This window comes from Enterobacter sp. JJBC (assembly GCF_036936505.1).
Taxonomy (GTDB): domain Bacteria; phylum Pseudomonadota; class Gammaproteobacteria; order Enterobacterales; family Enterobacteriaceae; genus Enterobacter; species Enterobacter hormaechei_C.
In genome coordinates, this window is the sequence record NZ_CP136935.1 from 4,553,386 (window position 1) to 4,565,218 (window position 11,833).

The 11,833-nt window shown below is 54.9% G+C and carries 11 protein-coding genes; 8 read left to right on the forward strand and 3 right to left on the reverse strand.

Annotated elements, in window-relative coordinates:
* Positions 1-45 precede the first annotated feature (45 nt).
* The 3 genes from gorA to RY075_RS21970 all read left to right on the forward strand — a co-directional run bounded on the left by gorA (position 46) and on the right by RY075_RS21970 (position 3,748).
* Positions 46-1,398 (forward strand): glutathione-disulfide reductase, encoded by a 1,353-nt coding sequence (gene gorA / locus RY075_RS21960; RefSeq protein ID WP_003861215.1) that lies wholly within the window; start codon positions 46-48, stop codon positions 1,396-1,398.
* Positions 1,399-1,569: 171 nt separating this feature from the next.
* Positions 1,570-1,857 (forward strand): monooxygenase, encoded by a 288-nt coding sequence (locus tag RY075_RS21965; RefSeq protein WP_338627961.1) that lies wholly within the window; start codon positions 1,570-1,572, stop codon positions 1,855-1,857.
* A 241-nt stretch (positions 1,858-2,098) separates the two neighbouring features.
* Positions 2,099-3,748, forward strand: a complete 1,650-nt coding sequence (locus RY075_RS21970) for an alpha,alpha-trehalase (protein ID WP_003861211.1) — start codon at positions 2,099-2,101, stop codon at positions 3,746-3,748.
* Positions 3,749-3,795: 47 nt separating this feature from the next.
* Here the strand turns inward: RY075_RS21970 and RY075_RS21975 are convergent, their stop codons facing one another.
* Positions 3,796-5,382: an STY4199 family HEPN domain-containing protein gene (locus tag RY075_RS21975; RefSeq protein ID WP_096947331.1), complete on the reverse strand. Its 1,587-nt coding sequence runs from the start codon at positions 5,380-5,382 to the stop codon at positions 3,796-3,798.
* A gap of 146 nt (positions 5,383-5,528) precedes the next feature.
* On the opposite strand from RY075_RS21975, the gene RY075_RS21980 reads away from it, so the two are divergent.
* The gene (locus RY075_RS21980; RefSeq protein WP_109949069.1) at positions 5,529-6,062 is read left to right on the forward strand and encodes a GNAT family protein; all 534 of its coding nucleotides are present in this window, start codon (positions 5,529-5,531) and stop codon (positions 6,060-6,062) included.
* Positions 6,063-6,139: 77 nt separating this feature from the next.
* The gene (locus tag RY075_RS21985; protein WP_003861206.1) at positions 6,140-6,478 is read left to right on the forward strand and encodes a lysozyme; all 339 of its coding nucleotides are present in this window, start codon (positions 6,140-6,142) and stop codon (positions 6,476-6,478) included.
* Here RY075_RS21985 and RY075_RS21990 read toward each other — a convergent pair.
* Both RY075_RS21990 and RY075_RS21995 read right to left on the reverse strand, forming a co-directional pair.
* On the reverse strand, positions 6,457-7,059 hold the full coding sequence (locus tag RY075_RS21990; RefSeq protein WP_045345678.1) for a response regulator transcription factor: 603 nt from the start codon (positions 7,057-7,059) through the stop codon (positions 6,457-6,459). The genes RY075_RS21985 and RY075_RS21990 overlap by 22 nt on opposite strands.
* 173 nt (positions 7,060-7,232) lie before the next feature.
* Complete coding sequence (locus tag RY075_RS21995; RefSeq protein ID WP_302378232.1) at positions 7,233-7,991, reverse strand: SDR family oxidoreductase; 759 nt, start codon at positions 7,989-7,991, stop codon at positions 7,233-7,235.
* 119 nt (positions 7,992-8,110) lie between these two features.
* On the opposite strand from RY075_RS21995, the gene RY075_RS22000 reads away from it, so the two are divergent.
* The 3 genes from RY075_RS22000 to RY075_RS22010 all read left to right on the forward strand — a co-directional run bounded on the left by RY075_RS22000 (position 8,111) and on the right by RY075_RS22010 (position 11,669).
* Positions 8,111-9,010: a LysR family transcriptional regulator gene (locus RY075_RS22000; RefSeq protein WP_063869400.1), complete on the forward strand. Its 900-nt coding sequence runs from the start codon at positions 8,111-8,113 to the stop codon at positions 9,008-9,010.
* Between the two features lie 50 nt (positions 9,011-9,060).
* Positions 9,061-10,086 (forward strand): inner membrane protein YhjD, encoded by a 1,026-nt coding sequence (gene yhjD, locus RY075_RS22005; protein ID WP_003861199.1) that lies wholly within the window; start codon positions 9,061-9,063, stop codon positions 10,084-10,086.
* A 260-nt stretch (positions 10,087-10,346) separates the two neighbouring features.
* Positions 10,347-11,669: an MFS transporter gene (locus tag RY075_RS22010; RefSeq protein WP_003861198.1), complete on the forward strand. Its 1,323-nt coding sequence runs from the start codon at positions 10,347-10,349 to the stop codon at positions 11,667-11,669.
* Positions 11,670-11,833 lie beyond the last annotated feature (164 nt).

The window sequence follows — 11,833 nt, forward strand, 5'->3', positions numbered from 1 at the left end:
ATTTCAGGTATACAATCGCGGCAATTCACGATTAAGGACAACGCTATGACTAAGCATTATGACTACATCGCAATCGGCGGCGGCAGCGGCGGCATCGCCTCCATCAACCGTGCAGCCATGTACGGCCAGAAGTGTGCGCTGATTGAAGCCAAAGAACTCGGCGGCACCTGCGTGAACGTGGGTTGTGTACCGAAGAAAGTGATGTGGCATGCCGCGCAAATCCGTGAAGCTATCCATATGTATGGCCCGGACTACGGCTTTGACACCACCATCAACCACTTCGACTGGGATAAACTGATCGCCAGCCGTACCGCCTACATCGACCGTATTCACACCTCGTACGATAACGTGCTGGGCAAGAATAACGTCGACGTGATCCGCGGCTTTGCCCGTTTCGTGGATGCGAAGACGATCGAAGTGAACGGCGAGACGATCACCGCCGATCACATCCTGATCGCCACCGGCGGCCGTCCGAGCCACCCGCACATTCCGGGCGCGGAATACGGTATTGACTCCGACGGGTTCTTCGAGCTGCCTGCTCTGCCAGAACGCGTTGCCATTGTGGGCGCAGGTTACATTGCGGTTGAACTGGCCGGCGTGATTAACGGCCTGGGGGCGGAAGCGCACCTGTTCGTGCGTAAACACGCGCCGCTGCGCAGCTTTGACCCGCTGATCGTCGACACGCTGGTCGAGGTGATGAACGCCGAAGGCCCAACCCTGCACACCAACGCCGTGCCAAAAGCGGTGGTGAAAAATGCGGACGGTAGCCTGACGCTGGAGCTGGAAGATGGCCGCAGCCAGACCGTTGACTGCCTGATCTGGGCGATTGGCCGTGAACCGGCCACCGACAACTTCAACCTGGCCGCAACCGGGGTGAAAACCAATGAAAAAGGCTACATTGTCGTTGATAAATTCCAGAACACCAGCGTACCGGGCATTTATGCCGTCGGTGATAACACCGGTGCCGTAGAGCTGACGCCGGTTGCCGTGGCGGCGGGGCGTCGTCTTTCCGAGCGTCTGTTTAACAACAAGCCGGACGAACATCTGGATTACAGCAACATTCCGACCGTGGTCTTCAGCCACCCGCCAATCGGTACCGTCGGCTTAACCGAGCCGCAGGCGCGTGAGCAGTACGGCGATGATCAGGTGAAAGTGTATAAATCGGCGTTTACCGCGATGTATACCGCGGTCACCTCGCACCGTCAGCCGTGCCGCATGAAGCTGGTCTGCGTGGGCCCGGAAGAGAAGATCGTCGGCATCCACGGCATTGGCTTCGGCATGGACGAGATCCTGCAAGGCTTCGCGGTGGCGCTGAAGATGGGCGCAACGAAGAAAGACTTCGATAACACCGTGGCAATCCACCCGACTGCGGCGGAAGAATTTGTGACCATGCGCTGATCGGTCTGATCCGCAACAAAACCGGCCAACTGGCCGGTTTTTTTGTGCCCTGGGCAGGTAAACCTAACGGGTGTACAAACGGTAACAAAATAACCCGCTACCCGCGGTGGAATTAACTAATCTTAGAAAGCGCTACGCGTTCGCCTGTTACTACGGAAAAAGATTAGAGATATGAAAATGCACGTAAAGATCACCGCAAAACTGATTGCCAAAATGCACCTTGTTCTCGCGCTGGTATGGGCGATACTGACTATTCCTACCCTGCTGTGGTGGAAAAACAGCATTCTGTGGGTGTCGTTAATGAGCATTTACGCCATCGTGATTTCCCATCTGGCTGCGTACAGCGCCGCCCATGCAGAAAAAGCGGCCAGCAAGGCGATGGATAAAAGCGAAGGCGCCAGCCAGAAAGCCAATCAAACCGCCAACAGCCTTCAAGGCAATGCGCGTCAGGCACATTAATCCCTGCGTATATGCAGAATACCGAATGCTCTGAATTTTATTCCTGCTCTGTTTCCAAAGATTCTGATTTAATGATTTCATAATCAAAGGGATATCTGATTTTCAGCGTGTTTAAATCCATTTTGAAAGCGTGATCTACCGCACACTTCGCACCGCATTAACCGAAGCGAATGTCTACGCTTAAAAGATAGCCGGGAAAAACCCGTATTTGTTACGACAAAAACCGGAGGTCCTGAACACCATGTTCAACCAGAAACTACAGACTGCCGAGGATATCGAGTTCGATATTGCAGAAGAGCTGCGCTATGAAACCGATCCCTGTGAGTTAAAACTGGATGAGATGATCGAGGCAGAGCCGGAACCGGAAATGATTGAAGGGCTGCCGGCGTCCGATGCCCTTACGCCCGCTGACCGCTACCTTGAACTGTTTGAACACGTCCAGTCGTCGCGGCTGTTTGCGGACAGCAAAACCTTTCCCGACTGCGCGCCGAAGATGGATCCGCTGGATATTTTGATCCGCTATCGCAAGGTGCGTCGCCACCGTGATTTTGACCTGGCGCGCTTTGTGGAGAATCACTTCTGGCTACCGGAGGACTACAGCAAAGAGTACGTCTCTGATCCCGGCCTGTCCCTGAAAGAACATATCGATAATCTGTGGCCGGTGCTGACGCGCGAGCCGCAGGATCACATCCCGTGGTCGTCGCTGCTGGCGCTGCCGCAGGCCTATATTGTGCCCGGCGGGCGATTCAGCGAGACCTACTACTGGGACTCTTACTTCTCCATGCTGGGGCTGGCAGAAAGCGGTCGTAACGATCTGCTGAAATGTATGGCCGATAACTTCGCCTGGCTGATTGAGCGCTACGGCCATATCCCGAACGGCAACCGCACCTACTATCTCAGCCGCTCCCAGCCGCCCGTTTTTGCCCTGATGGTGGAGCTGTTTGAAGAGGACGGCGTGCGCGGGGCGAAGCGCTATCTTGAGCACCTCAAGATGGAGTACGCCTTCTGGATGGACGGGGCGGAATCGCTGCTGCTCAATCAGGCCTATCGCAGTGCGGTTCGTATGCCGGATGGCTCATTGCTCAACCGTTACTGGGACGATCGCGATACGCCGCGGGATGAATCGTGGATCGAGGACGTTGAAACTGCCCGTCATTCTGGTCGTCCGCCGAACGAGGTGTACCGTGACCTGCGTGCCGGGGCAGCCTCAGGATGGGATTACTCATCCCGCTGGCTGCGCGATCCTGCGCGGCTGGCCAGCATCCGCACAACACAATTTATCCCCATCGATTTGAACGCATTCCTGTTCAAACTGGAGAGCGCTATCGCCAATATCTCCGCGTCGAAAGGGGATAAAGAGACGGCTGATCTGTTCCGCCAGAAAGCCAGCGACCGGCGCGCGGCGGTAAACCGCTATCTGTGGGACGAAGAGAACGGCTGTTATCGTGATTACGACTGGCGGCGTGAAGCCCTGGCGCTATTCTCTGCGGCCAGCATTGTGCCGCTGTATGTGGGCATGGCGACGCATGAGCAGGCTGAACGGCTGTCCGATGCCGTTAAAGCCCGTCTGCTCACGCCGGGCGGTATTCTCGCCACCGAATATGAAACCGGGGAGCAGTGGGATAAGCCGAACGGCTGGGCGCCGCTCCAGTGGATGGCGATCCAGGGGTTCAAGCAGTACGGCAACGACTCGCTGGGAGATGAGATCGCCTGGAGCTGGCTGCACACGGTGAACCATTACTACAAAACCCATCATAAGCTGATTGAGAAGTACCACATCGCCAGCAGCACGCCACGCGAAGGTGGCGGGGGGGAGTATCCGTTGCAGGATGGCTTCGGCTGGACGAATGGCGTGGTGCGGCGGTTGATTGGGTTATATGGTGAACCTTGAGCCTTGCCCCTCACCCTGACCCTCTCCCCTGAGGGGAGAGGGAAAAGTTAACGAATCACCTCATAAATGGCAGTCTGGATGGACTGCCATTTTTTTGTGCTGGCATCGGGCTGCGTCTTCGCGCGGCGCGTTGCCATATCGGCGTCGTGCTGCTGGCGTTTCACCACCGCAGGGACGGTACAGAATGCTTTCAGGTACTGCTTACGCATAGGCGTCAGCGATTCCCCGTTCGCCATCGCATGGCTAAGCGTATTAATAAAGCGTCGGCAGGGCTTTTGCTCTGTCATTTGCAGGCGGTAGCGCAACATTACTTCCAGCACATCGTCGTAGCCTGCCGACAACGCCTCCTCCGTCCATGACATTTTCCAGTCCATCCCGCCCTGCAAAAACAGGAGCGCCACCCGGGTATCGTTGCGGCTAATCGCTGAACGGAAGTTGTTTTCATCCCAGGTGACACCCATCCGCGTCAGCGTTTCTCGCGAGGAAGGCGTTTCGCGCATCTCCTGCACCGGTGCGGGAGATGCCGTACTGGCCACAGCCGGCTGCGGTTTACTGCTGTTCACCAGCCAGAATCCCCCCACGACAATCGCGATAACCATCACGCCAACCGCTCCCCACAGCACGCCGGAAATCAGCTGTTCGCGCTGCTCTGGCGTACGCGTGGCACGCTGAGTCGGTTTTTCTATACTGTCGCGCACTTCAAAAAGATCGCCGCCTGTGGTGCGGTCCATTTTTTGCGCCTTTTCCCAGAACGCGTGCAGCTCGCTTTCGTCCACCGCCATCAGCGCCGCCGGGTTAACGCGTGTCCGCCCTTCCTCAAACGCGCGCTGAACGGAGCGGGTGATCTGCGTGTAATAGCAGTCGAGCAGCTGGATTTGCGCTCCGCTTAACGGCTGCTGCACGGTGATGCTGTTGCGGATTTGTCGAATATCTTCGAGGAAGGTTTGCAGGGTTTTGCGGGGCTCTACCAGCAGCGTCAGCATGTGCGGGGCGTTAAACAGCGGCGCGTAGTAGCGGCTAAATTCTTTTTTATCCACCAGCAGCTGGGCCAGTTCGCTGAATAACATGCCGCTCAGAACATCATTAATTTCACCGTTTTTCAGCCAGCGACGCACGCGTTCAGCGTTAAACAACGTCTTAAGATGATTATTCAGCCGCACCGGATCGGGCCACGCCTGCTGTATCAGCCCTCTAATCATCAGCTCAATGGCACGCACCTGTTTCTGCGCCTGAAGCTGGCTCTCCTTCTCTGGCATCCTCCCGGTTTCGTAGGTCAGGAGGGGCTGTTGCAGACGCAGATATTCAAGGGAGGTGACGAAGCGCATCGCCGCAATCAGCTGGTTTTCGCTGACATCCTGCCCGCTTTCATACTGGGGAACGCGCTGCTGAAGCAAGCGTAATTGCAGCGTAAAGGCTGTCATTTCCGCATCATTCAGGTTCAGCTTCCTGGCTACAGCGCCCCACCCGCCCAGCCCCAGGCGGGCGCTATCCAGTTGCTCCAGAAACCAGCGTGGATCTTTTCCTTCAGAAACATGTACATTCAACAGAAGTAAAATTTCAACAGACGCCTGACGGATCGCCGCCAGACAGTGTTCAAACTGTTCGCGGGTATGATGCGATGAGCTAATCATCATTGTTTTCCTTGAGAGACAATGAGTACCGCTAAAGCGGCATTAAAAGTCGTTTTTCTTTTTATTTATATGAGGTTAAACATACCTGACTTTCTGTTGAAATAAAGTGACAACCTTATAATCATTTGCAATGTCTCCGGAGGATCGTCATGCCCGCCTTAACCACCGCGCGTCTCACCTGCTCGCCGCTGCAAGAGCAAGACTGGCCCTTTTTTCTGTCGCTACAGCAAAATCCTGAGGTAATGCGTTTTGTCGCCCCTGCGCGTAGCGAGGCGGACATTCGGGAAGCCTTTGAGTCTCGTCTGTTGCCGTGGACGCCGGGCAGTTCGCACTGGCTCTGCCTTATGGTGCGTGAGACGGCCAGCCAGACGCCGCTGGGCGTAACCGGATATGTGCACCGGGAAGCAGATTGTGCAGAAGTCGGTTTTCTCTTTGCGCCTTCTGCGCAGGGGAAAGGTTACGGCTTTGAATCTCTGCGGGCTGTGTGTAATTTTGCGCTGACTCAGGGCAATATCCGTCGGCTCACCGCGACCGTGACGGCGGGAAATATCGCCTCCAGGCGACTGCTGGAAAAAACAGGTTTTCAGCTGGAAGGTGAGTTGCGCGAGAGTTATTTCCTTTCAGGGCAATGGCATAACGACTGGCTGTTCGGTTTACTGAAAAAGGAATTCCCGTTCAGTTAAACCTGATCAACAGCCATTTGGCGGATATTTCCCCGGCGGCGTTTCCTCTATAGTCGCGTCATTAAGAGGAAACGCTTATGACGGGTTATGCAATGCAGATATCTTCTGCTGCAATCGCATTAATTAAAAAACAACAGGGTCTTTCCCTGGAGAAATACCGTGACGAAAAGGGAATATGGGTTATAGGTTATGGTCACGTAATTCGCCAGTGGGAAAAATTTAACGGTCTCATCACGCCGACTGAGGCGGAGAATTTGCTTTGTAATGATATTCAATTATGTGAGGCGCTGCTGCGGGAAATGAACAAACGCCCATTAACCCAACAGCAGCATGACGCACTGATATTAACCCTCTTCAGTTTTGGGGAAGAGTCCCCTCTGCCAGAGAAGATCCTTCAGGCCGTCGCCCGGGTGTAGTACATCGCGGCTTGCGTCCGGTTTTTGACATCAAGACGCCGGAAAAGCGTCTCAAGATGGGCTTTTACCGTTGCCGCACTGATATTGAGATTACGTCCAATCTCTTTATTGGACTCTCCGGCCGCCAGTAACTTCAATACCTCACGCTGGCGCTCGCTTAACACTGCCAGTTCATCCTGAGAGGTGTGCTGCTTCAGCCACTCGCCGGGAAAACAGACCATTCCTCGCGATACAGAATCCAGCACTGCGGAAAAGCGTTCGGGATTCGCATTGCGGGGAATTATCGCCACCACGTTGCGCTGAAACATTTGCTCAACCCAACGCCGCTCTTTTTTCGTTAACACCAACACCACGCGCGACGTTGGAAAGCGATCCATAATCTCTTCCAGTAAAGCCACACCATTATCACGAATTAAATTCCCATCTATCATGACGATAGCGGAGGGTGACGCGGATAATTGCGCCCATAATTCATCAGTCTGACGAGTTCCTGTCATATCTATTTTCGGAATTAACTTCTGCAAACTATACATCGCTCCATGAATAAATAATGACTGCCTGTCAAACATGATTACTCGCATCGTTTTACTCCTCTGAGAATAGCGAAGGGGGATTCTACAGAGGCATTTTTTAAGAAAAAACTCAATGAATGGAGAGGTTACAAATCACCCAGCTCTCTTTATATCTTCCAGCATTTAGACATACCTGTTTTAAGGATTTCCTTAAGAGGGTTCCTTCCCCTTAAGACTGAACATTACAGAAACATACCGCCTGAAACTTCAATACGTTGCGCATTCATCCAGCCCAGTTTGTCACTGAGCAACGCCGCAATGGCGTCACCAATATCATCGGGCAGGCCCACGCGTCCCAGCGCTGTCTGCGAGGCCAGCAGCTGGTTAAGCTCCGCATTATCCCGCACTCGCCCGCCCCCAAAGTCGGTTTCAATCGCGCCGGGCGCGATGATATTGACGGAAATTCCGCGCGCGCCAAGCTCTTTTGCCTGATAGCGGGTCAGCACCTCCATCGCCCCTTTCATTGCCGCGTAGGTTCCTGAACCGGGCTGAGTAAAACGGGCCAGTCCGCTGGAGACGTTCAGGATCCGCCCTCCGTCTTTTATGAGCGGCAGCAGCTGTTGCGTGAGGAAAAACGGTCCTTTGAAGTGAATGTTCATCGCATCATCAAACTGCGCCTCGGTCGTCTCGGTATAGGGTGCATATAACCCTGTACCTGCGTTGTTCACTAAATAGTCAAAGGTGTCACGTTGCCAGACGTGTTTAAGGGTATCTTTCACCTTTTGAGCAAAGCGCGAAAAGCTTGCCGTATCGCCGACGTTGAGCTGCAATGCTGCCGCTTTTCCGCCTTTTCCCTCGATTTCGCGCACAACTTCCTGCGCCTCCTGCTGGCTGTTGTTCCAGGTGAGGATAATGCCTGTCCCTTCCGCGGACAGCTTCAAAACGGCATTTTTACCCAGGCCGCGGCTACCGCCCGTCACTAAAGCAATACGTTCACTCATAATTCACCTCGTTTCGGCTGTGATGAAGATTGAGAAAGAGCTTATTAGATGGTAGAAAATCAATAAATAGTGCCGTGAGCGCTTCACTGTTTCATTCTTAACAACAATGACCAACATCTATGGATAAAATACACGCAATGCAGCTTTTCCTTCGGGTCGCGGAACTGGAGAGTTTTTCCCGCGCGGCGGAGACGTTAAGCCTGCCGAAGGGGAGCGTATCGCGACAGATCCAGGCACTGGAAAACGCGCTGGGCACGCAGCTGCTGCACCGCACTACCCGCCGCGTCAGCCTGACGCAGGACGGCATGGTTTATTACGAGCGCGCCAAAGATCTGCTGATGAATCTGGACGAACTGGACGGCATGTTCCTGCACGACCCTTCAACCATCAGCGGTCGGCTACGTGTGGATATGCCCGTTGCCATTGCGCGAAATGTCGTCATTCCGAAACTGCCTGCATTTTTACAACAGTTTCCCGGCATTGAACTGGAGCTGAGTAGCAGCGATCGTCTGGTCGATGTCATCCGCGAAGGATTTGACTGCGTGGTTCGCGTGGGAAACTTAAAGGACTCCGGGCTTATCGCCCGGCCGCTTGGGAAGCTCTCGGTGATTAACTGCGCCAGCCCGGATTATCTGACGCGATTCGGCTACCCTGAGACGCTGGACGATTTGGCTTCGCATGCCCTCATTCACTACTCCGCCACGCTGGGCACCCGTCCGCAGGGTTTTGAATATTACAACGGCAGCGCGACCCAGTGGGTAAAAACGGGGGGCGTATTGACGGTTAACAGCACAGAAACCTACCAGGCCGCCTGTATCGCCGGGCTTGGGATTATTCAGGTCCCGCGCGTCGGGGTGCGTGATACCCTGCGCACGAAAAAACTCGTTGAGATCCTGCCGCAATATCGGGCTGAACCAATGCCCGTCTCCCTCATTTATCCCCACCGCCGTAACCTCTCCCGTCGGGTGCATGTGTTTATGGAGTGGCTTACCGAACTCACAAAAGGTTACGTGGACTAGTCGCAAGCTATAATTCAGTAACATCCAGCTCAACGAAAAGGAAAATGCGCGTGACGCCGGAAAATAACCCGCAACGACCGACTCAACATTTAGATTATGAACCCATCAAAAAGATGGATAACGAGCCTGAAGCGCCGAAAGAGCCTGGAACGGCCAGCAAAGCGCTGGGTACCGTGACCGGCATAGCCGAAAAAATTCAGCAGATACCCGCGATTGCTCACCTGATACGCGCCGCTGAGCGCTTTAACGACCGCATGGGAAATCAGTTTGGCGCGGCGATTACCTATTTCTCGTTCCTGTCGATGATCCCCATCCTCATGGTGTCATTTGCCGCCGCCGGTTTTGTGCTGGCGTCTCACCCGACGCTGTTGCAGGACATCTTCAATAAGATCCTGACCAACGTCAGCGACCAGACGCTCGCCACAACGCTCAAAAGCACCATCAACACCGCCGTGCAGCAGCGTACCACTGTGGGTATCGTCGGGTTGCTGATTGCGCTCTATTCCGGGGTGAACTGGATGGGCAACCTGCGTGAGGCTATTCGCGCCCAGTCGCGTGACGTCTGGGAGCGTAGACCGCAGGATCAGGAGAAGATATGGGTGAAGTATCTGCGCGACTTTATTTCGCTGATTGGGCTGCTGGTGGCGCTGGTCATCACGCTCTCTATCACCTCGGTCGCCGGTTCCGCGCAGCAGATGATTATCTCCGCGCTGTACCTGGATTATATTGAATGGCTGAAACCGGCCTGGCGCGGTATAGGGCTTGCCATCTCCATCTTTGCTAACTACCTGCTGTTCTTCTGGATCTTCTGGCGTTTGCCCCGCCATCGGCCGCGCAAGAAGGCGCTGATCCGTGGGACGTTGATTGCCGCCATTGGCTTTGAAGTGATCAAAATTGTGATGACCTATACGCTGCCGTCGCTGGTGAAGTCGCCCTCCGGCGCGGCCTTTGGTTCGGTGCTGGGGCTGATGGCTTTCTTCTATTTCTTCGCTCGCCTGACGCTGTTCTGCGCCGCGTGGATCGCCACGGCTGAGTATAAAGATGACCCGCGCATGCCGGGTAAAACCCACCGCTGATGTCCTGTCGGGCTGATATTTCAGCCCGATCCGCCATTTCAGCATATAAATCCAGTCCGTAACTTTTATTTAACGCAAAACCAGTTTTAATGACTGATATTTAAAAAGTGCGAAGCATTTCATAGAAGTGTTTTCGCTGGTCTGAAAATTATCCGCTTTTTGTTGCTTTTATGACCACACCATGCCTTTGTTACAGATTGAAATGTCGCTTTTGCTATGCCTAATATGGCCCTTCGTTCGTCCAAAAATAAGAAAATATTATGCAAGCAACAGCCACCACACTTAACGAAGGGGCGGAACACGTTCCGGTCAACTCGCGCAATAAAGTCGTCGTCGCATCGCTGATTGGCACCGCCATTGAGTTCTTCGACTTTTATATTTACGCCACCGCTGCGGTCATTGTCTTTCCGCATATTTTCTTCCCTCAGGGCGACCCGACGGCAGCCACGCTACAGTCTTTAGCCACCTTTGCTATCGCCTTCGTTGCGCGTCCGATTGGTTCAGCGGTCTTTGGGCATTTTGGCGATCGCGTTGGCCGTAAAGTGACGCTGGTTGCCTCGCTGCTGACGATGGGGATCTCCACCGTCGCCATCGGCCTGCTGCCGACCTATGAAACTATCGGCATTCTGGCGCCTGTGCTGCTGGCGCTGGCGCGCTTTGGTCAGGGTCTGGGGCTGGGCGGGGAATGGGGCGGCGCGGCACTGCTGGCGACCGAAAACGCTCCGGCGCGCAAGCGTGCCCTGTATGGCTCTTTCCCGCAGCTGGGCGCACCGATTGGGTTCTTCTTTGCTAACGGCACCTTCCTGCTCCTCTCCTGGCTGCTGACCGATGAACAGTTCATGAGCTGGGGCTGGCGTATTCCGTTCGTCTTCTCTGCTGTGCTGGTGCTGATTGGCCTGTACGTGCGCGTGTCGCTGCACGAGACGCCGGTCTTTGCTAAAGTCGCCGCGGCGAAAAAGCAGGTTAAAGTTCCGCTGGGGACGCTGCTGACCAAACACCTCCGCGTGACCGTGCTGGGCACGTTCATCATGCTGGCGACCTACACGCTGTTCTACATCATGACCGTTTACTCCATGACCTTCAGTACTGCCGCCGCGCCGGTCGGCCTGGGCCTGCCACGTAACGAAGTGTTGTGGATGCTGATGATGGCGGTCATCGGATTTGGTGTGATGGTGCCTATCGCGGGCCTGCTGGCGGATAAATTTGGCCGTCGTTCAAGCATGATCGTCATCACCTCCCTGATTATTCTGTTCGCGCTGTTTGTCTTCCCGCCGCTGCTGGGTTCAGGTAGCCCTGCGCTGGTGATGGCGTATCTGCTGATTGGCCTGAGCCTGATGGGGCTGACCTTTGGCCCAATGGGCGCGCTGCTGCCGGAGCTGTTCCCGACTGAAGTGCGTTACACCGGCGCCTCGTTCTCCTATAACGTTTCGTCGATTCTGGGCGCCTCGGTAGCCCCGTATATCGCCACCTGGCTTCAGGCGAACTATGGCCTGTTCTATGTGGGTGTCTATCTGGCGGCAATGGCAGCGCTGACGCTGATTGCGTTGCTGCTGACGCATGAGACGAAGCATCAGGCGCTGTAAGTGAATGCCGGGGCGAGGCGCGGGGATGCGCCGAGAGGGCGGGTCGCCAGGGTGGTGGCGACTGAGCCACCCTGGCACGTTCACCGGTTATGTTGTGACAGAGTAGTAAGGAACATAACGTGAACGGAATGACCACCAGAGCCGTATGTTCCCCCTCACCCCAG